Below are 24,260 nucleotides of genomic sequence, written 5' to 3'. Positions count from 1 at the left end.
CTTGGTTTTTCCTCCATTCTCGTCAATTAAGATCATCGACCTGAAACCAGGCACCCGATGTCTCTCAGAGAATGTGTGTAATACATACCTTGATATAATAGCACAATCAATTAGCTCATGCAAGTTTTTTTATTTTCAGAGCAAATACTTTTGATAATTATCCCGCTTGTCGGCTATATTAAAAATTCGTTCGACATAATCTTTGTTGATTATAAACTCTTCCTGTTCATAATCTGATGCATAAAAAGAAATTTCCTCTAGTAATTTTTCCATAACAGTATGAAGACGTCTTGCGCCAATATTCTCTTCTTCCTCATTTTGTAAAAATGCAATCTTAGCAATATGCTTAATTGCATCTTCTTCAAAAATCAGGTTGACAGCTTCCGTCCGGATAAGCTCTTGATATTGCTTAATGACAGAGTTTTCGGTCTGCGTCAAAATCTCATTAAAATCCGCTTCGGTAAGACTTTCCAACTGAACACTAATTGGGAAACGCCCTTGCAGTTCGGGAATCATATCAGCTATTTTGGAGACATGAAAAGCGCCTGCTCCAATAAAAAGAATATAGTCGGTCTTGACCGGGCCGTATTTGGTATTGACCGTGCTTCCTTCTACAATCGGTAGGATATCCCGTTGCACCCCTTCTCTTGACACATCGGGTCCTTGATTATTGCCATTTCCGATTATTTTATCAATCTCGTCAATGAAAATAATTCCATTTTGCTCCGCTTCCCGAATACCTATTTCCTGAACCTGATCCATATCGATGAGCTTCTGAGCTTCCTGGTTAATTAATATTCGCCGTGCGTCAGCAATGGATACATTTTTCTTCTTCTTTTTTTGGGGCAGGATATCTCCAAATATATCGTTCATATTAAAAGACATGCTGTCGCTGTTCATGCCCTGCATCACACCAATGGTCTTTGATCCGTCATCATCTACTTCGATTTCAATGATTCTATCCTCTAAAAGTCCGGCTTCCAGTTCTTTTGAAAGAGCTTCTCTTTTTTCTTTTTTACTTTGCTCTTTTTCGCTGTCTAACTCAACTGGCGTGGTGGTTGCCGGCTGATTCGGCTTCATAAAGAGATCAAATGGTGTTTTCAGGGTTTCTTTTATTTTCTTAGAAGGCACTAAAATGTCAACAATAATTTTATTGACGTTTTTCTCTGCCTCTGAATAAACCTCTTTCATTTTTTCCTGTTGGACATTACGGATGGATGTGTTCACCAAATCCCGCACCATCGATTCGACATCCCTGCCAACGTAGCCAACTTCGGTAAATTTTGTTGCTTCAACCTTTATAAAGGGTGCTCTGATAAGTTTTGCCATCCGTCGGGCAATTTCTGTTTTTCCGACTCCCGTCGGTCCTACTAAAATAATATTCTTAGGGGTGAATTCATCAATTAAGTCGGCCGGAAGCAACGATCGTCGATAGCGATTTCGCAGTGCCACGGCCACGGCTTTTTTGGCCTTTTCTTGGCCAATAATATAACGATTCAGTTCATCAACTATTTTTTTAGGCGTTAATTCTTTCATACTAATTCTCTTCCATTTCTAGTACTTCTACTGAAATATTACTATTTGTAAAAACACAAATTTCTGACGCGATTTTCAAAGACTCAAAAACCATTTCTTTGGCACTGAGGGTGGAGTATTTTTTTAAGGCCCGTGCTGCCGAAAGGGCATAAGATCCACCTGACCCAATTGCCGCAACATCGTCATCCGGCTCGATAACTTCGCCATTTCCAGATAATATCAGTGTTTCGGTTTGATCCATTACTATGAGCAGTGCTTCAAGTTTTCTTAATGCCTTATCCGAACGCCACTCCTTAGCCAATTCAATTGCTGAACGTCGCAAATTCCCATTATACTTTTCCACTTTTTGCTCGAATTTTTCGCATAATGTAAATGCGTCCGCTACGGATCCTGCAAATCCGACTAAAATTTTATCGTTGTAAATTTTTCTTATCTTTGTTGCTTTATTTTTCATAATGATGTTTTCACCCATGGTAACCTGGCCATCTCCAGCTATCGCTACCTTTCCATTATGACGTATTCCAACAATTGTCGTTGCATGAAACATATTTTTCTCTCTTTCTTTTTTTGACATTTATTTTTATTCCCCAGCTGGGGCTGTATATCCACAATCTTTTTTATCGCAATAGATTTTTTTTCGTTTTCCCAAGCCCTTTTGAAACAGTGTTGAGCCACACACCGGGCACTTTTCAGCCATTGGCAAGTCCCAATTCATATAGTCGCAATCCGGATAATTGCTGCAAGAATAAAAGGTTCTTCCTGTTTTCGAAAGTCTTTTTACAATATCCCCACCACAAATCGAGCAAATACCGCCCGTCTTTTCAAAATATGGTTTAGTATTTTTACAGTCAGGAAAACCCGGGCACGCAAGAAACTTACCATATTTTCCTTTTTTGATGACCATTCGTCGTCCGCACAATTCACAGTCCACATCGGATTCCGGATCGGCAATTATGACTGACTGGGCATTTTCCTGCGCATTGGAAAGATCTTTTCCAAATCCCTGATAAAAATTTTTGAGAATATCTTTCCAATTGTTTTTGCCTTCAGCAACCAAGTCAAGACTGTCCTCCATCTCAGCTGTAAAAGAAATATTAACGACATCGCTGAAATACTCTTTCATCAAGTTTGTAACTGTTACACCCAATTCAGTTGGTTTAAAATGCTTTTCTTCAACCTCAACATAATCGCGATTTTTAATTGTGGCAATGGTTGGTGCATAGGTACTGGGACGACCAATTCCTTTTTCTTCCAGGATTTTAACTAAAGATGCTTCTGTATAACGTGCCGGCGGCTTCGTGAATTTTTGATCTTTGGTTGTTTTTAATCTTATTAAGGGATCTCCGATGGCAAGTTCCGGCAAAATGCTATCTTCATCTTTGCCATGGTTTTTCCCGATTCTTGTAAAGCCGTCAAATTTTTGAGTTTCACCTTTTGTTTTGAAAATCAGATTACTGCAGGCGACATCAACATCCGTCACATAATACTCAGCATCTGCCATTTGACTGCAAAGAAGTCTTTCCCAAATAAGTTTATAGAGTTTATGCTGATCTTTTTCCAATGATTCTTTTGCAACTTCAGGAGTTAGCATAATTGAAGAAGGTCTGATTGCCTCATGAGCATCCTGGACATTCTTTTTTTTAGTTGTTTTCTTTTCTATCCCCAGATAGTCATCTCCAAAATGCTGCTTGATATATTCCTTGCTTTCTTCGACCGCTTCTTCAGCAATCCGGGTAGAATCGGTTCTGAGGTAGGTAATTAACCCGGTTAGTCCGCTGCCTTTAATATCGACACCTTCATAAAGCTGTTGCGCTAAGCGCATCGTACGCTGTGTTGTAAAGCCAAGGGTTTTATAAGCTTCCTGCTGTAACGTACTGGTTGTAAAGGGAAGCGCCGGTTTTTGTTTGCGAATACGTTTTTTTACATTATCTACAACAATTGTACTTTCAGATACAATTTTTTCTAATCGCACTGCTTCTTCAACGGTGGAAATTGTCTTTTTTTTACCATTTTCAGAATAAAACTTTGAAATGAATTCTTTATCATCATCTTCCTTTTTTAACAGCAAATCAAGATTCCAATATTCTTCAGGAATAAAAGCTTTGATTTCTTCTTCCCGATCGACGATAATCCGTGTTACCACCGATTGAACCCGACCACCACTCAAACCTTTTTTAACTTTTTTCCACAAAAAAGGACTCAGAGAATACCCAACTAATCGGTCAAGAATACGACGGGCCTGCTGGGCGTTTACTAAGTCAATATCGATGTTTCGCTTATTGTCTATCGCTGCATTTACTGCCTTCTTTGTAATTTCATGAAATTCAATCCGGCATTTTGTGTCCAAATCGATTTCTAAAAAATTGGCCATGTGCCATGAAATCGCCTCACCCTCGCGGTCAGGATCAGTAGCTAAATATACTTGATCAGCTTTTTTCGCGGCCGTCTTTAATTTTTTTAATAATTGTGCTTTCCCACGAATTTTTATGTATTCCGGTTCGAAATTATCTTCTATATTAATACCAATTCGACTTTTGGGAAGATCAATCACATGTCCCATCGTTGCTTCAACTTCAAAGCCTTTTGGTAAATACTTCTTTATTGTTTTTGCTTTTGCCGGTGATTCAACAATTACTAACGTTTTGCTCATTGAATACCTCCTTTTTTCTATTTAAATGTTATTTATCCTCATAAACAGCCACATTATAGCAAAAATAGTTACTAAATACAAATGGATGTCATAAAATATAACTGATGGATCTTAAAGTAAGACGATATTTCCGTATTTAATGTCAATAACTTCTTCAATTTCCATCATTGTTAATAAACCATTGACGGTATTAACTGGCAATTCTGAATAAATAATAAGTTCATCAATCGTGGTATATCCTTTTCTTATCAGATTGTACAAAGTTTGTTCTTCTATATTAATCATTATTTTTTCTTTTGACGCCATCATTTTTTTAGCAGTTTTCAATTCCGAATGATTATTGACAATAACATAGTCCTCTAAAATATCTTTTGGATCCGTCACTAACTTAGCACCTTCTTTTAATAGCTGGTTTCCCCCTGCCCATTGCGAGGCACTGATATCTCCTGGTATAACATAGACATTTTTACCCTGTTCTAAAGCATGATTAACAGTTATTAATGAACCGCTTTTTTTTCGGGCTTCAATGACAAGCACGCCTTGAGACAAGCCGCTTATTATTCGATTTCTTTGAGGAAAGTGGTAAGGAAGCGGTTTCTCGCCTAAATTAAACTCAGTAATAATCAATGCCTCATTAGACATCCGATCAAATAACTTTTGGTTAGAAAGCGGATAACAGATATCAATTCCAGTTCCTAAAACGCCAATGGTTCTTCCGAGCTCATCAATGCTGCCCCAATGGCTTTGTCCATCGATACCTGCAGCTAAGCCGCTGACAATGGTGATGCCAACCGCGGCGAGGGATTGAGCAAATGCTTTTGCATATCTTTTGCCTAATACCGTTGGGTTACGAGATCCGACGATTCCGATTTTTATGGAACTATTTAATAATGTCACATCACCCTTGACAAACAAACCTGCCGGTGGCATATATATATTCTTGAGCATTTCAGGGAATAAAGGATCTTCTCTGGTAATCATACGAATACCCTGATCTTCCATGTAGTTCATTGAATGACGTGCTTTTTCGAGTGATTTAGACCGCTCTAAATAATCCAGATTTTCTTTTTTAAAAATGTTTGTTTTTTCCAGTAATTCTCGGTTTATTGAAAAAATATTTTGGGGAGAACCAAATCTTTCCAGCATTATTTTTTTTTGTTTAGCTGTAATTTTTTCTAAACCTAAAAACCAAAGCCAATAGAGTGCCTCTTCCATTTGTGGTCTTCCCTTCTGCAAACGTTTTTTATTATGTTATCATAACTCCCCTATTTTATGAATGCTTTTGTGAATTAACCATAATAAAACTTGATATACCCAATCGAGTACATCAAGCTTTATTTTAAAAGCATCCCTGTTTTTCTAATTGAAGCAAATTTTTCTACTCTCGATTTCCGGGAATCAGTAATACTGAAGTCGGCGAAGTTCTAACAATATTATGACTTAAACTGCCCACAAACACTTCCTTAACAAACCCTCGGCCTTGAGTTCCCATCACTACAAGGGATATTGCTTGTTCATTGATGATTCTAGTAATTTCTGATATCGGTACTCCAAACGGGATTTGCATATCCACTTCTATATTCCCTAAAGTTAATAATTCATCTTTTAATTTCTGAAGTCTTTCCTTGTCAATTTCATTAAATTCCAATAAACGATTTGAAAGATATGGATCTATTTTAGACTGGTCCTGGACATGAACGAGCGTCACCTTGGGAACGCCGCATTTAACCATTTCTTTTACATATTCAAAAGCGATGGTAGCATTCTCTGAAAAATCTGTTAAAAAAAGAAGATGACTATTGAGATCACATTTGGTTGAAGTATCTTCATCTTCACGATTCTCGCGAATAAGAAGTACCGGTTTGCTAGAATTATTGATCACGTTATTTGCAACCCCATTTAAAAGCAATGACCCCAGCATGGACCGTTTTTCAATATTTATTACGACTAACGAGCAATCTTCGGCAACTGTGATCCGATTAATTGCATTTTTTTGATTTCCCGAAACGATCCGGGTTTCCACTTCAAATCCTTGTTGTTTCAATATATCTTTTTGTCTTTTTAAGTTCTCTTCAAACATTGATGTTAAATTTAAATATTGCGAAATACCTACATCAACTTCCTTAGGGTTAAAGCATTGGACCAGCAGGCATTCTTTCGTCCCCAATGCTTTTAATCCTCCAATGCATCTTATCATTTCCGGAAAAGCAGTTGATATTTCAGAAATCATTGCCATTTTTTTAAACATAATAAATCTCCTTCAATTTTTAATTTAGTTCAATTCAATATAAAGCGCAATAAAATTGGTATTAATTATATGCCCGAATACTTGCCTGTTAAACATTATTTTTTCATTTCTTTCATTTTTTCTCTTTGACAAAATTTCAAAAGGCCAATTATTTATCTGATTGCGGTGTACATCGATAAACAATTGACCTTTATTCATTTTTCTTTTATTGGAGTTTGACACTATTCGACATTTTTAATCTATCTTTCGGTACCAATGAAAAACAAAGCCACGGTACCAGGACCACAGTGTGCACCAATCACTGGTTCAACCAGACGAATAAGAATATCTTTTATTCCAAATTTTTCCCGTATCTTATCGGCAAGATAATTTGCATCGTCCAGGCAATCTCCGTGTGAAATATAAATGATTTGATTCTCCGGACAGATCGCCGTTTCCTCCATTTTTTCAAGCAAAGCCCGCAGCGAATTTTTTCGGCCGCGTACTTTTGAAACGGGTACGAGATGACCGCCATCATCCATATGCATAACTGGCTTGATACTCAGGACTGTTCCCACAATCGCACTTGATGTTGAAACTCTGCCGCCACGCATCAGATAAAATAAATCGTCCACTGTAAACCAATGACACAGATGCAATCTGTTTTCCATCAGCCAATCATAGACAAAATCGATTGAATTTCCTTCTTCACGAAATTTCGCCGCGTAGCTCACTATCAGTCCTTCTCCCAGCGATGCTCCGAGGGTGTCAACAGATAAAATTTTTCTGTTTGGATAATCTTTTTTTAATTCTTCCAAGGCCTGACAGCCAGTCTGATAAGTTGCACTAAGAGCTGATGAAAACCCAATGTACAACAGATCTTTCCCCTCTTTAAGAATCTTTTCAAATACTGTACGGCAGGATCCCGAACTCATACACGAGGTCGTGATAACTTCTTTGTTGCGCATTCTGGTATAAAATTCTGTTAAATCAGTTTTTTTGCCTTTAACATAACTTACATATTCAGTATCACCAATATGGTATAAAAGAGACAAAATGTGGATATCATATTTTTCGATCAGTTCATCTGGCAGATTAGCAGAAGAATCTGTTACAATTTCAAAGTTCATTACTTCTACTCCTTTTTTTAGCATCCATACCATATTAATACAGAATCATCAACTAATCAAGCAGAAGCATAAATTATGTACATATTATATTTTTCTTAACAAACAAAATTCCTCAGGGAAATACAACGACCTGCTGACTCACAGTACTATTCACTTTTACTTAATTCTTCTTCCACCACTAAAAAGCCACTGTCTTCAAGCGGTTTTTTAATCAGTAAATCGATATCTTCTTTTTCATATTTTAAAATACCCAATGCTTTTTTTATAGTTTCAGAAATTTCATCGATATTTTTTTGATGATTTTGTGAATACTCATATGCTCTTGACTCAAATTCGGCAATCATCTTTCGTGTTTTTAGTTTGGTTTTTATGGGGATATCCACGAGTTCTTTGTTTTTTTCTTTGGCTTCCTGCAAACTGTCTGATGCTCTTATATTTAGTTCAGCCAGCATATTTTTTTCAGCCAATAATACACTTCTTTCATGAACAACTTCTTCATATTGCTTCTTCAGAATTTCATTTTCTGCCAGTACCTTTTCAAGATTTTCTTGCGGGCCATCATTTTTAGCATAATTTTCCAACTCATCATTCAGATCCTGAATCATTAACTTTAGTTGGTCAAGCTGGTCTTTTAACTGAATACATTCCTGCTCATAATTTCTGTATTCATTTAATTTTATTTGCATTTCCAAATTTTGCGCTGCAATTTTCTCATACATCTGATCATTTTCTGCTGAGTCATTATTCTGATTCAGCTCAACTATTTCATTATTCAGTTTTTCATTTTCTTTAGTCAAATGATCAATTTGGTCTTGCATCTCCATCTTCGAGTTTTTACACACATTAAACATTTCACCATATTGATCCCGTTCCTGTTTCAGCATTGCTGTCATGGAAGCATATTCGTCCAACCTGTTTTTGAAAGATCCTTCGGCGCTATGCAAATTATCGGATAATGTTTCGATATATTCTAATACTTGTTTAGCGTTATACCCTCCTAAGAATTTCTTTTTAAAGGGTATTTCACTAGTCGTTTTTTGGGACTTATCCCTTAATTCATTTAGTGTAAATTGATCTGATTTCGTCGACATTTTATCCCCCCCTTACTCAATTTTATAAATTTTAAACACGATTCGATGATGGATTTCCAAATTATTTCTATTTAATGAACCGGATTTGAGTTCGAGCACCCAGAAGGCTTTTTTTACGTACTGACTGATCCGTCCGGGTCTCATATCTTTTTCCATATTCAATATTTCGCCTTCGCGAGACAAAAAAATCACATCAATATTAAACTTCATTCCAAAGGTATGGACTTGCTTACAGTCTTCCAATAAAAGTCCCTGATGTTCATCCAATGATTTTGTCCTTAAAAGCCCTACCAATCTGGAGCAAAAATCATTTGCTAGTTTCACCTCATTGAATAAAATAACATTGTCTCTTAGTGCCAGATAATTATCCATGTCTAAATCCCTCCAAATTGCTTGACTACCTGTAATATTGTCGGACCTAATAACACAATAAAAAGAACGGGCAGGACAAAAACGACTAAAGGGATCATCATTTTAACAGGAGCCTTCATGGCTTTTTCTTCGGCCCGTTGTCTTCTTTTAATCCGTAATTCTTCAGCTTGAGATTTTAAAACCTGGTTAATGGGAATTCCTAATTGCTCTGCTTGTATAATTGAACCCACAAATGTTTTTAATTCTTCAACTGAATTTCTATCTGCTAAGCTTTTTAAAGCTTCACGTCTTGGTTTGCCAAAATTAATTTCCGAATGAACAATATTCAGTTCCGTTACCAATACTCCGCTCAGGCGTTCTCCTATTTTTACCATTGCCGAATCAAATCCTAATCCCGCCTCCATCGATACACATAATAAATCCATAACGTCCGGCATCTCATTCGCTATCGCTCCCTGCCGTTTTCTTATTTTAGTTTTCAGTAATAATATCGGACTGATCACGGAAAATAGAATACTCAAAAGTATGATTAAAGCCTCAGTAGCGAGACTTAATCTTGTAAAAGCCGTCAGTATAAAGGCGGCCAATATAAATGCCCCGGAGAACACAAGTCTCGACGCATTGTATTCATTTACGGCAAGATGAAGACCTGCTAATCTCAAACTGGTTTCAAGTTTTTCTGTTTTATTGCCTTTGCTTTTGGGAAAAAGAACCGATACACGCTTTATGACAACTGTTGACACGGGCAAAATGACGCGTTGAAAAAAGGGCTTTTCAAAATCATCATCTAAATCATGTTGATTTCTTTTCTTTATTAAATCAAGTCTTCTGCTTTTCGTATCAATTGTCTTCCCTTTACCGTAAAAAACGATGATCGTGAGAATAAAAACAAGTAACGATATGCTGATTGTTAAAAGCATCATAATGCCGGCCTCTTTTCATCAAATTGGTGAGAATTAATTTTCACCAGTTAGAATTTTATGTTAACGATTTTTCTAATCACTAAATAACCAATGGCTTCCATTGCGGCTGCGACAACCACCATCGTTATTCCGAGATTGGATTGAAAAAAAATAGTCACATAACTTGGGTTAAATAATAAAAATATTAATATAATAAAAACCGGCATCAGTCCCACTACCATTCCAGAGGTTCTCCCGGTTGCCGTTAATACCTTAATTTCGCTTTTTATCTTAAACCTTTCCTTGATAGTTCCTGAAATACTGGTTAATATTTCTGATAGATTGCCGCCCGTCTGACGTTGAATTAAAATTGCCGACACAATCATCATAAAATTTTGACTGTCTATTTTTTCTGAGAGTTTTGTTAACGAGGTCTCAATTGAACTTCCCAGCTTTAACTCCTTAACAACGCGTCCAAATTCCCCTGATATCGGATCAGGCATTTCTGTCGATATACTGACAAGCGCTTGCTGAAACGTCAACCCGGCTTTTAAACAGCTGCTCATGATACTGATGGCATCCACCAACTGCTGTTCAAACAATTCAACGCGTTTCGCTCGTTTTTTATTAACATAAAAAGGTGGAATGAACACCCCTATTAGCAGTGCGCCAATTGCTAAAATGACATTGTCGCTTAATATTATTATCAGAATCGAGGGGGCAAATGCCAGCGCTGCCCAGATTTCAAGAAATTCAGAAGGTTTAATCAAGATTCCCGACATGGATAAATCATTCTCAAGTCTTTTTAGCATCTTTAACTTTTGACCGTCACGCCCCTCATTTTTCTTTTTTTCTCTTCTTTGCGCCAGCAATTCAATTTTATTGAGCGCCGTAATCCTGTCAATTCTTTCATGAATAAGACGTTTGTCCGCTAAAAGTATATGCATTGTTGTCAAAACAAGAATAAATACCCCCAGTGAAATGACTAAAGTGATTAAAATTACATTCATTTGTATTACCTTATTTTAATTCCTTTCTGTACCCGACTTATTCAATAAACCAGTCATCATTAACCTTGACGCCATTATGCATAATTTTTCCCAAACACCGAGGTTTTATACCCAAGCTTTTAAACTGGCCTTTAAACTTTCCGTCATTATCTAATTGTCCCGTCATTTCATAATTAAAGATATCCTGCATCACAACAACTTCACCTTCCAAACCATTGACTTCGGTAATGTTGACCACTTTTCTTGTCCCATCCCGCAGCCGGGATTGTTGAATTATAATATCAATCGCCGATGTTGTCTGATCCCGAATAGCCCTAAGCGGCAAATCCATACCGGACATTAAAATCATTGTTTCTATTCTCGATAATGAATCTCGGGCTGAATTAGCATGAATGGTTGTCAAAGAGCCATCATGCCCGGTGTTCATAGCTTGGAGCATATCAATGGTTTCGGCCGAACGAACTTCGCCAACAATAATTCTGTCCGGCCTCATCCTGAGTGCATTCACGACAAGCTCCCGGATTGAAATTTTACCTCGACCTTCAAGGTTGGCCGGTCGGCTTTCTAGGGTAATGACATGATCCTGCAATAATTGCAGTTCGGCTGAATCTTCAATGGTAATAATTCTCTCGTTGTCAGGAATAAAGCTGGATAAAACATTAAGCATGGTCGTCTTGCCGCTGCCGGTCCCTCCGGAAACAATAATATTGAGTTTTCCCTTTACACAAGCCTCTAGAAAAGCCACCATTTTTTTAGAAATAGAGCCAAACTCCAATAATTGTTCTACCGTAATCGGTACTTTTGAGAATTTTCTGATGGTAATAACCGGACCTACCAGTGACAACGGCGGAATGACTACATTAACTCGCGATCCATCCTGCAATCGCGCATCCACCATGGGGCTTGATTCATCAATATGTCTGCCCACCGATGATACAATCCGATCGATGACGTTCATGACATGCTGATTATCTTTAAAAACAACGTCTGACAACTGAATCTTTCCATTTTTTTCAATATAAATGCGATTATATCCATTCACCATAATCTCCGTTATGTCAGGATCTTTTAAAAGCACTTCCAGTGGCCCATATCCAATAATCTCGTTGAGTAATTCCTGGGTTATTCTTATTCTGTCCAGATGGTTTATGTTTTCCGCTTCAACCGCCATGATATCTTCTAAAATTTTTAAAATTTCTACTTTATTCTCTTTGCTGACCGTTTCGATCCTATTGTTGTTTATTTCATTGATCACTTCTTGATGGACCCGATTTTTCAAATCATCATGAATATCAATATGATGTTCCTCTTTTTTTCCCTCTTCCTGATTATTCTTGTTTTGACCGATTCGCTGTTGTTCCATTTTTTCCCGCAGCCCCATCGTTTTCACCCCTTACTTTTTATTCCTAACTAATGTTATTATCGATCCTACTGACAACATTTTTAGCAAGTTTCAAAAGATCCTTTCCGATTTCTGATTTAGGTGAATCCAATACCATCGGCACCCCTTTATTATGACAATTAACCGCTGTTTTAAAATCAAGTGTTATATTGTTTTTAGCCGGTATACCGAGAACCCGTTGCATATCTTTTATGCTGATTAATCCCTTAGTTACTCGATTAATGACAATTTCCGTTTTATCTCTTTGTTGCAGGGATTCCAGAATATTCAAGCTTATTTTCGTATTGCGCAAGGTTGATATATCCGGTACCGAAATTAAGAGAACAAGATTAGCATTTTCAATGGCTGTCATGGTAACATCATTGAATTGAGGTGTCGTATCGATGAGAATATAATCATAATACGGCCTCATGGTATTAATCATGGTTTCAACGTTATTTGGCGTCACGTACTCCGCATATTCGGGACTTTTCGGCGCACATACAATACTGACTCCAGAAAAATGCAATGTCATGATTCGTTTGATTGCATCAATATCCCCGGAATCTTTTCCCTGGGATAATTCTGCAATGGTGTTCTTGGGATCAATGTCGAAGTATACATTCACATCTCCAAATTGCAAATCTAAATCAACAATCGCAACTTTTTTTCCCATTTTCGCCAATGCCACGGCTAAATTTACGGTAATGGTTGTTTTTCCGATTCCGCCCTTTGCACCGAATACCGTGATAATCCGTGACTGCATATTAGTAGCAATGGTGTCGGTATTTTCCAGCCGTGATTTCTCAATATTATAAGCGACTTCAATGTTCTCTGTTAGAGTTTTGGCATCAATGGGAAGCTGTAAAACCTTGCGCACCCCGGCCAGCATGACTTCTTCAATCATCGTCATGTCAAAACGATCACATAAGAATATAACCGCACAACCCGGTATTTTTATATAGATTTTTTTTGCTGAATCAATAGCATCATGGTAAGCATTTTCACACTGTATAATGATGACATGAGGTTTTAAACTGATCGCCTTATCAAGGGCCATTTCATCCTGTTTAGAAAAGCCGACAAACGCAATTTTATCATTTCCAAGCAAACTTTTTATTTCATATATGCGATTGTCATTATTGCCGATAATCATTACTTTTATCTTTTCCAAAGCTATTCCTCATTTCATTAAAAAATCAAATCTGCCTGTCCCGATTTCTTAATGAATCGATCAAGGGGCATAGGGAGCTGGATTCGCAATTGTTCCATCAACTGGCGAGCGCAAAATTAAACGATATTTTCCCTCAGTTAGTGCATAGTTTACTTTTAGAATGCTCTGTTCCGGTACTAATACGGTAACTGATGTAGCCGCATCGCCACTTTTAGTGGTTTCTTTTGATCCGACTTCCAGCACCTCAACATTTTCAATCACGGTTTGTGACATCACTCTTTTACTTTCATCGGCGCTATTAATCATCGTTGCAACAAGGTCAACATGGTCTCCTTTAGTGATATAACCAGCCACGCCGGTTATTTCATCCGTCTGTATTGTCATTGCCCGATAATTTTGATCAACTGCATATGATAAGCTGTTATTCGCCTGATTGACATCACTTAATCTTGTTGATAAAACCGGTTCATCCGCTTCAATGCTTTCTCTGGTAATTCGACCGGTAACATCTTCCCCATTACTAACTGATAAAGCATTGACAAAATCAACCGGCACTTGTTTGACCGTGATCATTTCCGGCAATATCGTTGTCCCCTTTGGTATCGTTTCTACTGCAACAACGACCGGCTGCGTTTTTTGGTTGGATCCGCCTTTCAGAGAGGATGCAAATTGAAAAACTGCAAATCCGGTTATAATTGAAACCGCCAAGGCGATAAGAATAAGTTTTTTCATTGATTTCTCCATTAAATACGACATTTTCGCGTATTTTACTCATATCCTCGAACATATCACGCTATTTAAAAAGCAATAAATGTTATGACATTTCACTATCAGTTGAACTTTCATGACTATCAACTAGTTATTCTGTTAGTTTAAATAAAATTGGCGCAAAATACGGGAAACTACTTGCAACATCTGCTGATTGAAATGTTTTATTTGAACCGCTGATATCCACAACTCTACCAACAATACTGCCATTAAAAGTATAATTGGAACCTGTTACTAAAATTGATCCATTGGGTGCATACAGAATACCTTTGAAATCATGTGCTGAGCCACTGAAGTCAATTGCGGCATCAGATTTTATTGTGGAAGTATAGCCTGAATATATACATAACTTACTCTCTGTAGCATAGCTTCCGCCGGTGCCCGTGATTTTTATTTTTCCTTTAGCATAGATGGAACCTTCTCCACTGAATGAAATTCCAGATAAATCTGCACTTCCCTCTATGTAAACTGGTTGGTTAAGATTGATTGAACTGGCGTTTGCACTGGAAAAATTGCCTGCATAATACTGGCCAGCGGCAATCGCTTGTGCTTTGATTGTCGGAAGTACTGATGAATAATCAGGCATGGGTATATAAGCCGACCCAGGTAGTTTATTTGCAATATTATTGCCCACTACTGTACCAACCCCTTCACCATTATGGATAATGGTGCTTGTATTAGCGTCTACATTGAAATTACCATGGATATTTCCATTCACACTATTTGTTAACCCTGACATCGTCAAAACATTTTGTAATTTAACAGAAAAGCTAAGCGGATCTGGGTATTTGTTTCCAGAAAAAATTGCGTAATCAAATGCAGCACCTAAACCAGACCCTGACTTTTCTGCAACCGCTCGAGCTGATACTTCAGTTTGTGTTAAACCCAAAACTCGGGCAAATGAATACACTACTGTTCTTTTACATACAACCTCAATCCTGTTGGAGTTACCATTATAGGGGCTCGTTGCTGTCACTTCTGCAGATAATACCCCATTTTTACTGGCATAGGAGCTAGCTGTGGCTTTAGCAGTATTGGCAGTTGGTAACTTCTGTGCTCCAGCCAGAGCAGCAGCATCAGCAGCATTTTGCAGTTTTGTTTGTGTAAAAGAGACCATCCCAAGATCAAGAACCAGAGCTGCAAAGCTCAGAATAACGACCATTAACAAAGCAACAATAATTATAACATTTCCGGATTCATTATTTTTAAATTGTTTAATGATGGCAACTTGTTTTAGATTCCTCACGACCGTTCTCATCTCTATTCCACTTTCATAGTGCACGATGAACTTAAGTTGATCGTGTCACCGTGAACAAATACACCGACAATGGGAGTCAGCACATTTACATTGCCATTAACTGCTACCTTAACATCGCCTAAACTTGGATTTGTAGGATTTGTAAATGTTACCGTTATTACCAGAGAATTGGCAATATAGTCCGGAGCGACAGCACGAACATGATCAGCAATTGCAGTTGTGCCTGATGAATGGACAATGGCAAAACGCGCGCCTTCTCTGGAACAATTGTCTACGATATTCTGATTGGTAAATAGCCAGCCAAAATCAATAATCGCACACAAAATCATAATCAGAATCGGCAATGTGATGGCCAGCTCAACCACCGCCTGGCCATCTTCTTTTCGTATCCATCTGATTATATCTGCAAACATGTTTCCTCCCCGATGCTCATTTACGCATAGCATCCTGCTCATAAAAAAATTATTATAATTCTATCGGAAAATAGATGGACTGATCCATACTAATTGTAATTTAATTAAAAAAAGCATATTAGCAATGCAAAAGTCAGATCTTGACATGCATTACCAATATGCCAATGATTGTGCTTATGCTGCTGGTGTTGTCAATTTAGTTTTAATATTTACAAAGAAAGTATTTAGCACTGGCCCCAATGCATAAATTGCAACGATGGCAGCTAATGCGATTCCTGCGATAATCAAACCATATTCAACCATACCTTGACCGTCTTCGTCTCTGATCATTTCCGTAAACATGTTTTTCATTTTCTTTCTCCTTCTCATTTTTAATATATAAAGTTCTAAACTTTATCACGCTCATGAATGTTGCCGATTGATTAACACTCCCAAATCAAAAATCAGTTTTTAATCACACAACCAATATACCAATGATTGTACTTATGCCGCCGGCGTTGTTAATTGCGTTTTAATATTTACAAAGAAAGTATTCAGCACTGGCCCCAATGCATAAATTGCAACGATGGCAGCTAATGCGACTCCGGCGATAATCAAACCATATTCAACCATACCTTGGCCGTCTTCATCTGTGATCATTTCTGCAAACATGTTTTTCATTTTCCTTCTCCTTCTTATTTTTTATATGTAAAGTCCGAAAACTTTATCACGCGCATGAATGTTATCCATTGATTAGTAGTCCCAAATCAAATAATAAATAGTGACTATTTATCATATTTATAACCAGAACGGCCACAAATCCAGAAGCCATAAATGGTCCTAATGCTATTTTTGATTTCAAATTCCCCTGGCCTGTGATAATAATGTAAACAGTATAGATGATTAAGAAAAATGTCATGATCAGGATTGCCGTTAATACTCCATACAACCCGAGGCAAAAGCCTACGGCTGCAGCATACTTGACATCTCCCCAACCGGCTCCTTTTCCAATCATTGCCGGTAAAAAGAATATAATAAAACCTAATGCTAAACCGAATAAATTGACCTCTATGTTACCAATCGGTTGACCTGTCACTAAAAATGCCGCGCCAATGATCAACGTAATGAGTATGAGCTCATTTGGTATTTTTTTAATACTGATATCCACTGCCGACAGGATGATGCAAACAGAAAAGAGTAACATGCATTCCAGCGTATTGGATTGCAACCCATTGATTAAAACAAGCAGAAACCAACCTATTGTGTTTACTGCCGCCCAAAGAATTGTTTTTCTAATACTTCCAGAAAATCGATAAGGCATAAGTGTGTTAACTCTTCTTTGGATTAAATAGATTGTGGACTTCTCCATACATACGCCGATGATTGCTCCAAATGCTAAAACAACAATATTAAAAAATGTCATTTGGTTCATTATTTAACCCCCCTATTCTTTTTTTTGCAATAAAAAAGCAACGTTTTGACGCGTTGCACTAAAGGTATATTAAATATACCCATTCTACCTGCAACTGGCTGTCATATAAAAATTTACTTAGACCCTTAAGCTTTGCGTCCTTACCTTTCGATAAGTATGCTAAATATTAAATTATAGTCTCAAATTTTTTCTTTCAATAAAAAAACAACGTTCTGACACGTTGCGCTTAAGGCATATCAAATACACCTATCTTAATTTGCAACTGGCTGTCATATAAAAAATTACTTAGACCCTTAAGCTTTGCGTCCTTACCTTTCGATAAGTATGCTAAATATTTAATTTACATTATTCTAATACACTTATGTTCACATGTCAAGCGTTTTATTCTTAAATATATAATTACAAGAGTAAATTTTAGTTCTTTTTTTAAGACCTGATTAATAAACCCATACAAGCCCAAATTAAAAACACCTGTCAACTCTAAATGAGTCACAGATGTTTGTGAAAATGATACTTGTTACTATATAATAGCTTTATTACTCCAATTCTTTTTGTCGTTCTAGTTGCCTTTCAGCCATTTCAAAAATCGTATTAATATTTTCAGTTTCTTCATATTTTGTATAGTAGCCAAAGGGAACAGACAGTTTTATGGATTCCACCTTTGCTTCATCCATACTTATTTTAATTCGCTTAATCGCCCGTTCAACATTCGCGCCTGCAGTTCTAGGCATCAGAATAACAAATTGATTACCTTCCAGTCGGGCAACGACATCATCACCTCGGCAGACATTCTTGAGAATTTGAGCGACCTTCTTAATCAAAATATCCCCTACTGTACGTCCATACTTAACATTAACCTGGTCCAGACGGCTAACCGACAGTAAAATAATTGACAACGGATAATATGATTTATTATCCAGTCTTTCTAATTCCTTGTCATAATACTTTCGATTATATGCTCCTGTCAGCTGATCACAAAAAGTCAACGATTCTACATTTTCCTGATTTTTCCGCTCTTCAAGCATTGCTTTTAAGAATTTCTTATTTTCTGTTACATCCTGAATAAAACATACCATACCTATAATTTCGCCATTTTTGTTTTTTACCGGGGCCCAATGATTTTTCCCCAGAATTATATTATCATCACTATCCTTATGTTCTTCAATTGAACAAAACTGTTCCCCTGATAAAACGCGGTCAAGAAAGCCTTTCATGTTTTTCCATTCTTCATTGTCATCGATGAGATCAAGCAAATTAGTTCCTATCTCTATGTCTTTTCCCCATTGAGATTTTGCCATCTCCTTATGCCGATTGTTAAAGCTTATATACCGGTACTCTGTATCTAAGCAAAAGATAATAAAATCATGAGTTGTTTCCAGAATTGTTTTTAATAGATTATTCGCAAGCTCCAATTTTTCAGATAATGTTATAATACATTCTTCTAAAGCTTGATCACCTTGCTTTATTCTCTGATCTGCTATAATTGTATCAATTGTAATTTTGTCGTCATGATTACTCACTATGCCCAACCCTCCTAAAATAATTAAATCCTAGCTATTACATCAAATTAAACTTGTCTTTATCTCAATTTTCTTCATAACGATGTTGTTCCATAACAAAACTAGGAATCACTTTTTACATTGTACCATTTTCATCAGCAACTTTCTACTTCTTTAATTACTTAACTAAGCGGAATTTATATATTTTCCTTAAGATTGACAATAAATTGACGATAATTGACAGTTTTGATCTGTTGGAGTAAAATAATTACACATAACTAAGTTTTGAAAAAATATAAGGAGTTGAAAGATTAAAATGCAACAATTCGACGATCACACAAACACAAACAAAAAGCTAATTCTTTTTGACATTGTATTAATCACATTTATGTCAACTTTGGACACCAGCATTATCAATGTTGCGATGCCCAATATGGTGGATGCTTTGTCAACCACCACCCAGCTCATCACTTGGGTGGTAACAATTTATCTCATTGTTATTTCTTCAACCATTTTAATTTTCGGACGGCTCGGGGATCTTAAAGGACTCAGCAAAGTTTTCACTTACGGCATTGGACTATTTACCTTTGGTTCGGCCTTGTGTGGTTTATCCGGTTCCTTAATGATTTTGCTAGTGGCCCGGATGATCCAGGGACTCGGCGCAGCTGCAACCATGGCCACAAGCTATGGACTCATTACTCAGATCTTTCCAATAAACGAGAGAGGTAAAGCATTGGGTATTTCTGGTACTTTTGTAGCAATCGGATCAATGACCGGACCAACTTTAGGCGGTTTTATTGTTGGTGCCTTCAGTTGGCACTATATCTTCCTTATTAATATCCCCTTCGGAATCTTAGGTTTAATATTAGCAATAAAAGTCCTGCCTAAATCAGTCCCAAAAGCAAAGGAAAAACTTGATATTAAAGGCGCTCTACTGTTTGCCTTGACAATTATAATTTTATTTTTCTCCCTGTCTATTGGTGGAACTGTGGGATACACCCAACCCGTAATTATTTTATGTCTTTCACTTTCGCTTATTTTATTTGTTGCTTTTCTTCTCATTGAAAAAAAGGACACTGCCCCTCTCCTGCAATTGAGTATTTTTAAAAGCACCTTGTTTTCACTTAGTATTTTTTGCGGATTTATTTCTTTCATTGCAATTGGCAGTTTCACAATCATCCAACCTTTTTATCTTGAAAACGCAATGAATTTATCGCCTTCCATGACCGGGTTAGCTATGATTGTTTATCCGTTGTTTTTATCCGTTGTTTCTCCCATCAGCGGATATTTATCTGATAAAATCGGATCGAAAATGCTCACTTTTCTTGGCTTGACTTTATTGAGCTTTTCACTTTTTCTCATGTCAAGCTTAACTGAAACTTCTCCAATCTGGCGGTTTATTATTTTTGTTATCATTATGGCTATCGGGAATGGTCTGTTTCAGGCTCCCAATAATGCATTGGTGATGTCCAGCGTCCCCGAGGATAAAATCGGTATCGCCGGCAGCATTAATTCTCTCGTGAGAAATATTGGCGTCGTTTTTGGGGTAACCATGTCCACTAATCTTTTGTATTTGCAAATGAGTAACAAAATAGGCTATCCAGTTTCTGATTTTGTTAAAGGAAGACCTGATGTTTTTATCTTTGGTATGAAAAGCGTTTACTTAAGCGTAGCTTTCATTTGCGCAGTCGGAGCAATCATAACTGCCATCCGTTTTTTTGGAAAAAAGCGTACCATATAAATTAATATTTTATCAATTCTCAATACTTTCCCATTTATTTAAAAAACAAACTAAAAAAGCTGCCCACAAACCTTGCTGTCGTTATTTTGATCCCGCTAGATTGTGTTTTAAAATAATATTTGCTTCTTGAATCCAACCATTCATTGTCTTTCCAATAATTGTAATCAAGTGTATCCTTGTAATTAATGGTCTTCTGCCAATATTTCTGCTCTACTTTAAATACAACAAACCCCCAAAAGGTTGGTTTCTCTCCGCTTTGATCAGCAAAGTCATCTACAAGTTTTTTTGCAATTCTTTAATTAAAACTTTCTTCATCTATGATATTGTTATAAATTCATAGACAAAAAAGCCTCCTAACAATTAGGAGGCAAGCTACACTTATTTAAAATTACAATTCAATATCGACATTTGGTTCAAAATTAGTCGCCATTGTCCAGACCACGGCGACTCCATGTACCAGTTTAAAAACAACAAAAGATTTATAAAAATCTTCTGGTTTCATGCTTTCTACCCAGGCTGTTAAAAACTTACGAGTCGGATGATTCACTATTTCATCCTTAACTTTATGGTCATCCACAATTTCAAGTTGACCTCTCACACGAACTTGCAAGCCCTTTTTAAAATCATTAAAACATAGTTCTGCTTTTGGATTTTTTTGTATTTGTCGATAGACTTCCTTCATTGTCCCGGAATGAAATACAATTCCGGATTCATCAGCCTTGTACAAAAGCATCCCTCTTACCTTTGGCTGATCTCCATCCGCTGTGGCAAGAAAAAACGCTGGATTTTTACTCATAAATTCATAGACTTCTTGTTTATTCATTTTGCACCTCTCATAACTTTCTAAAGATACTATATCCATATCGGGCTTTTATTTCTTTCAAAATATACGCATTTCCTTATAAAATCTTACTAGTTATGTTCTTTGTATAATTTTTTATACATTGAAGGGCTTATTCCCAAATGATTTTTGAAACATGTTGAAAAATGTGCGGTACTTCCAAAACCACAATCTTCTGCAATTTCAGTGATGTTTTTTTCTCCGCTTCTTAAAAGTTTCTGGCCCTTTTCAATCCGAATTTTAATAAAATATTCAATGGGTGCCAAACCTGTTTCCTGTCTAAAACATCTACTGAATTGTGATTTTGACATCCCAACTTTTTTCGAAAGATCCCCAAGTGAAATTTGATCTCCAAAATGCTGCTCCATGAATTCTATGATTTGCTCCATATCAAACTTCTTAACAACCGGATTAATTTCAGTCTGAATTCTATTTTGGCTGCGAATCAGCCGAATGGTGATAATCTCTGTTAGCGCTTCAAGGATATTTTCATATCCGGGAATTTTACTTTCCGACTCTGACATAAAGCTCTTAATATCAATCATAATTTCCTGAGGCACCGAAAATTGCTTCCATATATGAAATTTTTCAATTGGTCGACCAAAAATCTTATTATATCGTTCTTCATAAAAGTCTTTATTTATAAAAATAGCAACATATCGGGTAAACTGATCGGCTATTTCTTCCTCATGAGGGATTTCCGGTGATAAAATGGCGGCCAGATAATGGTTCAATGGCAATTCGATGGGATCTTTTAAAAAATTTTGTTTTTCAGAAAAAAATAGGACAAATGAATAAGACGGATGCGTATGATTTGGCCGGATGGCATACTGACAATACCCTACACTGGGTACAAAGATACTCAGGCGATCACCAAAATAACAGTCAACATTTTTGAGATCTTCAGCTGTTATATCCCCAACCAATGTCTGAATCTTATTTAACTCTTTATCCAATCTTGATGACTTTATTTTTTTCACCCCCACCCGTTAATAACCATCATTTTAGGATAAGTATAACAGATATTTATTACAGTCTTCGGTATTTTTTTAATGCCATCACATTCACTAAAAACAGCACCCCGATAAATAATACCGACCCCACCAACCAGGGCCATATTTCCAGAAAGCCCTTTCCTTGAATCATAATCATTTCCAAAGCTGTGCAGCCATAGTAAATCGGTGTAAAATAGCACAGATTCCCCAATCCAAAGGGAATCGTATCAATGGGTATCAGTCCGGAAAAAAAGATCTGCGGAATTAACACCACCGGGATAAACTGAACCATCTGCAATTCGTTGTTTGCAAAAATAGAAACCAGGGCTCCCACGGATACCGCTGAAAAGGCCATTAAAATCATGACCAGAATACAAAGTGATACCGAACCTTCCACATGGAGGTGCAATCCATAAACAGCGAATAAAATGATCACCACACTTTGCAGTGCCGATAATAAGCCATAGCCGAAGGTGTACCCGCCAATAATATCCATTCGACTAATCGGCGTCATGAGCATCCGCTCTAAAGTCTGGCCAAAACGTTCCCGTACAAATGACATCCCCGAAAGAATGAAAACAAAGAAAAATGAAATGACGCCAAGAAAAACATAGCTGAGTGAATCCAGTTGATTATCATCTGCGGTTTCATAAACATAATCGATCAGCAATTCACTTTGTGAAGGCTGCAAAACTTTGTTGGTGTCCTGGATGGCTTTTAAGGCGGTGGTCGCTTTGGAGTTCTTCTCCAGCAATTCAAGGTGAGTCCCTTCTGAGTCTTTCCAAATAAGCGCATCGATTCCATTCTTCTCCAGATAGTCTTTTGCCTCCGGTTTTTCATTCAGCTCGATAACCCCGGCATTTTGTTGTAATTCTGTATTGAATTTTTCACTCATATCGTAAGTCGCAATTTGCGGAACATAATTAGCATTTCCTAAAATAAAATACAATAGGGTTAAAACCAGTAGTGGTGCAAACAACAGCAATCCCAGCGAACGTTTATCATTTTTAATTTGTACTAGGATTCGTTTAACAATGCTTAACATGTTGCTCCCTCCATTTCGGACTGATCGTTCATAAAAAACAATTCCTCGATATTCCCATTTGGTGTCATTCCGATTAAATTTTCAACGGTATCCTTGGCGATAATATGGCCGTTTCGAAGCAGCGCAGCATCATCGCACTGAGTCACTTCGTCCATGACATGGGTCGTAACCAGAATAGTAACTCCGCTTGATTTCAGTTGCTTGAGATACTCCCATATTCTTCTTCGCAAAACCGGATCAACCCCAACAGTCGGCTCATCCAACAGCAGCAGCTTCGGGTGATGAATCAGCGCCACCGCTAATGATATTCTTTTTTTCATCCCTCCTGAGCAATCACGAACCAACTTAGTTTTATCTTGTAGCATATCCACAACCTGCAGCAGTTCTGCCGCATTTTTTTCGAATGTCTTTCGCTTCAATTTATGAAGTCCCGCAAAAAACTTCAAATTCTCCCATACCGACAATTCCTCATACAGTGCTTCATTTTGGGGCATATAACCCATTTCTGCTAGAAGCTGTCGGTTTGGTACCTTTGTCCCGCCGATTGTAACGGTTCCATTTTCCGAACGGATAGCGCCCATCATAATGCGCAGCAAGGTTGTCTTTCCTGAGCCGGATGCTCCCAGGAGACAAAATATCCGCCCGGAATTGATGGTCAGATTGATCTGATTCAGAACCCGCTGTTTTTTAAATGATTTATCGACTTGATTCACTTCTATCTTCATTTTCAATGTTCTCCTTTTGATTTTTTTATTACCATCATTTTAGTCCCAATGGTGCCCGTATTCAACCAACAGTCTTTTTCAAAGTGTCGGA

At 37.2% G+C, this 24,260-nt stretch carries 24 protein-coding genes and 2 riboswitches; of the genes, 1 reads left to right on the top strand and 23 read right to left on the bottom strand.

Annotated elements, in window-relative coordinates:
- Positions 1-135: 135 nt before the first annotated feature.
- The 19 genes from hslU to FZC40_RS02005 form a co-directional block, all read right to left on the bottom strand.
- Positions 136-1,536, bottom strand: a complete 1,401-nt coding sequence (hslU, locus tag FZC40_RS02095; RefSeq protein ID WP_148602290.1) for an ATP-dependent protease ATPase subunit HslU — start codon at positions 1,534-1,536, stop codon at positions 136-138.
- A gap of 1 nt (position 1,537) precedes the next feature.
- Entirely contained in the window at positions 1,538-2,083 is a 546-nt protein-coding gene (hslV, locus tag FZC40_RS02090) for an ATP-dependent protease subunit HslV (RefSeq protein WP_148602427.1), read from the bottom strand.
- 33 nt (positions 2,084-2,116) lie between these two features.
- The gene (gene topA, locus FZC40_RS02085; protein WP_148602289.1) at positions 2,117-4,186 is read right to left on the bottom strand and encodes a type I DNA topoisomerase; all 2,070 of its coding nucleotides are present in this window, start codon (positions 4,184-4,186) and stop codon (positions 2,117-2,119) included.
- Positions 4,187-4,297: 111 nt separating this feature from the next.
- Positions 4,298-5,401, bottom strand: a complete 1,104-nt coding sequence (dprA, locus tag FZC40_RS02080) for a DNA-processing protein DprA (RefSeq protein ID WP_148602288.1) — start codon at positions 5,399-5,401, stop codon at positions 4,298-4,300.
- 163 nt (positions 5,402-5,564) lie between these two features.
- A complete protein-coding gene (locus FZC40_RS02075; protein WP_148602287.1) occupies positions 5,565-6,434 on the bottom strand; it encodes a universal stress protein in 870 nt (289 codons plus the stop codon).
- Positions 6,435-6,673: 239 nt separating this feature from the next.
- On the bottom strand, positions 6,674-7,543 hold the full coding sequence (locus tag FZC40_RS02070) for a DegV family protein (protein WP_148602286.1): 870 nt from the start codon (positions 7,541-7,543) through the stop codon (positions 6,674-6,676).
- Positions 7,544-7,689: 146 nt separating this feature from the next.
- A complete protein-coding gene (locus FZC40_RS02065) occupies positions 7,690-8,634 on the bottom strand; it encodes a coiled-coil domain-containing protein (RefSeq protein WP_148602285.1) in 945 nt (314 codons plus the stop codon).
- A 12-nt stretch (positions 8,635-8,646) separates the two neighbouring features.
- Positions 8,647-9,006 (bottom strand): DUF192 domain-containing protein, encoded by a 360-nt coding sequence (locus FZC40_RS02060; RefSeq protein ID WP_148602284.1) that lies wholly within the window; start codon positions 9,004-9,006, stop codon positions 8,647-8,649.
- Between the two features lie 2 nt (positions 9,007-9,008).
- On the bottom strand, positions 9,009-9,929 hold the full coding sequence (locus tag FZC40_RS02055; RefSeq protein ID WP_148602283.1) for a type II secretion system F family protein: 921 nt from the start codon (positions 9,927-9,929) through the stop codon (positions 9,009-9,011).
- A 47-nt stretch (positions 9,930-9,976) separates the two neighbouring features.
- Positions 9,977-10,918 carry a type II secretion system F family protein gene (locus FZC40_RS02050; RefSeq protein ID WP_148602282.1) on the bottom strand — a complete coding sequence of 314 codons (942 nt, stop codon included), beginning with the start codon at positions 10,916-10,918 and terminating at the stop codon, positions 9,977-9,979.
- A 37-nt stretch (positions 10,919-10,955) separates the two neighbouring features.
- Positions 10,956-12,299, bottom strand: coding sequence for a TadA family conjugal transfer-associated ATPase (locus FZC40_RS02045; RefSeq protein ID WP_148602281.1), 1,344 nt, complete (start codon positions 12,297-12,299; stop codon positions 10,956-10,958).
- 25 nt (positions 12,300-12,324) lie between these two features.
- Positions 12,325-13,473, bottom strand: coding sequence for a CpaE/TadZ family protein (locus FZC40_RS02040; RefSeq protein WP_148602280.1), 1,149 nt, complete (start codon positions 13,471-13,473; stop codon positions 12,325-12,327).
- Between the two features lie 60 nt (positions 13,474-13,533).
- Complete coding sequence (cpaB, locus tag FZC40_RS02035; protein WP_186843686.1) at positions 13,534-14,205, bottom strand: Flp pilus assembly protein CpaB; 672 nt, start codon at positions 14,203-14,205, stop codon at positions 13,534-13,536.
- Positions 14,206-14,332: 127 nt separating this feature from the next.
- A complete protein-coding gene (locus FZC40_RS02030) occupies positions 14,333-15,499 on the bottom strand; it encodes a pilus assembly protein TadG-related protein (protein WP_148602278.1) in 1,167 nt (388 codons plus the stop codon).
- A 2-nt stretch (positions 15,500-15,501) separates the two neighbouring features.
- Positions 15,502-15,912 (bottom strand): TadE/TadG family type IV pilus assembly protein, encoded by a 411-nt coding sequence (locus FZC40_RS02025; RefSeq protein ID WP_186843685.1) that lies wholly within the window; start codon positions 15,910-15,912, stop codon positions 15,502-15,504.
- Between the two features lie 174 nt (positions 15,913-16,086).
- Positions 16,087-16,263, bottom strand: coding sequence for a Flp family type IVb pilin (locus FZC40_RS02020; protein WP_148602276.1), 177 nt, complete (start codon positions 16,261-16,263; stop codon positions 16,087-16,089).
- A 132-nt stretch (positions 16,264-16,395) separates the two neighbouring features.
- Positions 16,396-16,572 (bottom strand): Flp family type IVb pilin, encoded by a 177-nt coding sequence (locus tag FZC40_RS02015; RefSeq protein WP_148602275.1) that lies wholly within the window; start codon positions 16,570-16,572, stop codon positions 16,396-16,398.
- A gap of 61 nt (positions 16,573-16,633) precedes the next feature.
- A complete protein-coding gene (locus tag FZC40_RS02010) occupies positions 16,634-17,323 on the bottom strand; it encodes a prepilin peptidase (protein WP_148602274.1) in 690 nt (229 codons plus the stop codon).
- Between the two features lie 86 nt (positions 17,324-17,409).
- Positions 17,410-17,494: riboswitch (cyclic di-GMP riboswitch) on the bottom strand.
- Positions 17,495-17,577: 83 nt separating this feature from the next.
- A riboswitch (cyclic di-GMP riboswitch) is annotated at positions 17,578-17,662 on the bottom strand.
- Positions 17,663-17,859: 197 nt separating this feature from the next.
- The gene (locus FZC40_RS02005; protein ID WP_148602273.1) at positions 17,860-18,843 is read right to left on the bottom strand and encodes a sensor domain-containing diguanylate cyclase; all 984 of its coding nucleotides are present in this window, start codon (positions 18,841-18,843) and stop codon (positions 17,860-17,862) included.
- Between the two features lie 295 nt (positions 18,844-19,138).
- Between FZC40_RS02005 and FZC40_RS02000 the strand changes: the two genes are divergently transcribed.
- Complete coding sequence (locus FZC40_RS02000) at positions 19,139-20,563, top strand: MFS transporter (RefSeq protein ID WP_148602272.1); 1,425 nt, start codon at positions 19,139-19,141, stop codon at positions 20,561-20,563.
- A 388-nt stretch (positions 20,564-20,951) separates the two neighbouring features.
- Here FZC40_RS02000 and FZC40_RS01995 read toward each other — a convergent pair whose 3' ends face one another.
- The 4 genes from FZC40_RS01995 to FZC40_RS01980 form a co-directional block, all read right to left on the bottom strand.
- A complete protein-coding gene (locus FZC40_RS01995) occupies positions 20,952-21,386 on the bottom strand; it encodes a pyridoxamine 5'-phosphate oxidase family protein (protein ID WP_148602271.1) in 435 nt (144 codons plus the stop codon).
- Between the two features lie 89 nt (positions 21,387-21,475).
- A complete protein-coding gene (locus FZC40_RS01990) occupies positions 21,476-22,384 on the bottom strand; it encodes an AraC family transcriptional regulator (protein ID WP_148602270.1) in 909 nt (302 codons plus the stop codon).
- Positions 22,385-22,433: 49 nt separating this feature from the next.
- On the bottom strand, positions 22,434-23,444 hold the full coding sequence (locus tag FZC40_RS01985; protein WP_148602269.1) for an ABC transporter permease: 1,011 nt from the start codon (positions 23,442-23,444) through the stop codon (positions 22,434-22,436).
- Positions 23,438-24,169 carry an ABC transporter ATP-binding protein gene (locus FZC40_RS01980; protein ID WP_148602268.1) on the bottom strand — a complete coding sequence of 244 codons (732 nt, stop codon included), beginning with the start codon at positions 24,167-24,169 and terminating at the stop codon, positions 23,438-23,440. Before FZC40_RS01980 ends, FZC40_RS01985 begins: the two co-directional genes overlap by 7 nt.
- Positions 24,170-24,260 lie beyond the last annotated feature (91 nt).

This window comes from Acetobacterium tundrae (assembly GCF_008086615.1).
GTDB classification, from domain to species: domain Bacteria; phylum Bacillota; class Clostridia; order Eubacteriales; family Eubacteriaceae; genus Acetobacterium; species Acetobacterium tundrae.
Note: the sequence above shows the minus strand (reverse complement) of the source record. Positions and strands in the feature narration are given on the sequence as shown.

Bases quoted from the DNA above. Each gene is read 5' to 3' on its own strand.
- dprA (WP_148602288.1), bottom strand. From the start codon at position 5,401: ATGGAAGAGGCACTCTATTGGCTTTGGTTTTTAGGTTTAGAAAAAATT.
- FZC40_RS02010 (WP_148602274.1), bottom strand. From the start codon at position 17,323: ATGAACCAAATGACATTTTTTAATATTGTTGTTTTAGCATTTGGAGCA.
- FZC40_RS02030 (WP_148602278.1), bottom strand. From the start codon at position 15,499: ATGAGAACGGTCGTGAGGAATCTAAAACAAGTTGCCATCATTAAACAA.
- FZC40_RS02025 (WP_186843685.1), bottom strand. From the start codon at position 15,912: ATGTTTGCAGATATAATCAGATGGATACGAAAAGAAGATGGCCAGGCG.
- FZC40_RS02060 (WP_148602284.1), bottom strand. From the start codon at position 9,006: ATGGATAATTATCTGGCACTAAGAGACAATGTTATTTTATTCAATGAG.
- FZC40_RS02065 (WP_148602285.1), bottom strand. From the start codon at position 8,634: ATGTCGACGAAATCAGATCAATTTACACTAAATGAATTAAGGGATAAG.
- FZC40_RS02055 (WP_148602283.1), bottom strand. From the start codon at position 9,929: ATGATGCTTTTAACAATCAGCATATCGTTACTTGTTTTTATTCTCACG.
- FZC40_RS02070 (WP_148602286.1), bottom strand. From the start codon at position 7,543: ATGAACTTTGAAATTGTAACAGATTCTTCTGCTAATCTGCCAGATGAA.
- FZC40_RS02050 (WP_148602282.1), bottom strand. From the start codon at position 10,918: ATGAATGTAATTTTAATCACTTTAGTCATTTCACTGGGGGTATTTATT.
- FZC40_RS02020 (WP_148602276.1), bottom strand. From the start codon at position 16,263: ATGAAAAACATGTTTACGGAAATGATCAGAGACGAAGACGGTCAAGGT.
- FZC40_RS02000 (WP_148602272.1), top strand. From the start codon at position 19,139: ATGCAACAATTCGACGATCACACAAACACAAACAAAAAGCTAATTCTT.
- FZC40_RS02045 (WP_148602281.1), bottom strand. From the start codon at position 12,299: ATGGGGCTGCGGGAAAAAATGGAACAACAGCGAATCGGTCAAAACAAG.
- cpaB (WP_186843686.1), bottom strand. From the start codon at position 14,205: ATGAAAAAACTTATTCTTATCGCCTTGGCGGTTTCAATTATAACCGGA.
- FZC40_RS02075 (WP_148602287.1), bottom strand. From the start codon at position 6,434: ATGTTTAAAAAAATGGCAATGATTTCTGAAATATCAACTGCTTTTCCG.
- hslU (WP_148602290.1), bottom strand. From the start codon at position 1,536: ATGAAAGAATTAACGCCTAAAAAAATAGTTGATGAACTGAATCGTTAT.
- FZC40_RS01985 (WP_148602269.1), bottom strand. From the start codon at position 23,444: ATGTTAAGCATTGTTAAACGAATCCTAGTACAAATTAAAAATGATAAA.
- hslV (WP_148602427.1), bottom strand. From the start codon at position 2,083: ATGTTTCATGCAACGACAATTGTTGGAATACGTCATAATGGAAAGGTA.
- FZC40_RS01980 (WP_148602268.1), bottom strand. From the start codon at position 24,169: ATGAAGATAGAAGTGAATCAAGTCGATAAATCATTTAAAAAACAGCGG.
- FZC40_RS01995 (WP_148602271.1), bottom strand. From the start codon at position 21,386: ATGAATAAACAAGAAGTCTATGAATTTATGAGTAAAAATCCAGCGTTT.
- topA (WP_148602289.1), bottom strand. From the start codon at position 4,186: ATGAGCAAAACGTTAGTAATTGTTGAATCACCGGCAAAAGCAAAAACA.
- FZC40_RS02015 (WP_148602275.1), bottom strand. From the start codon at position 16,572: ATGAAAAACATGTTTGCAGAAATGATCACAGATGAAGACGGCCAAGGT.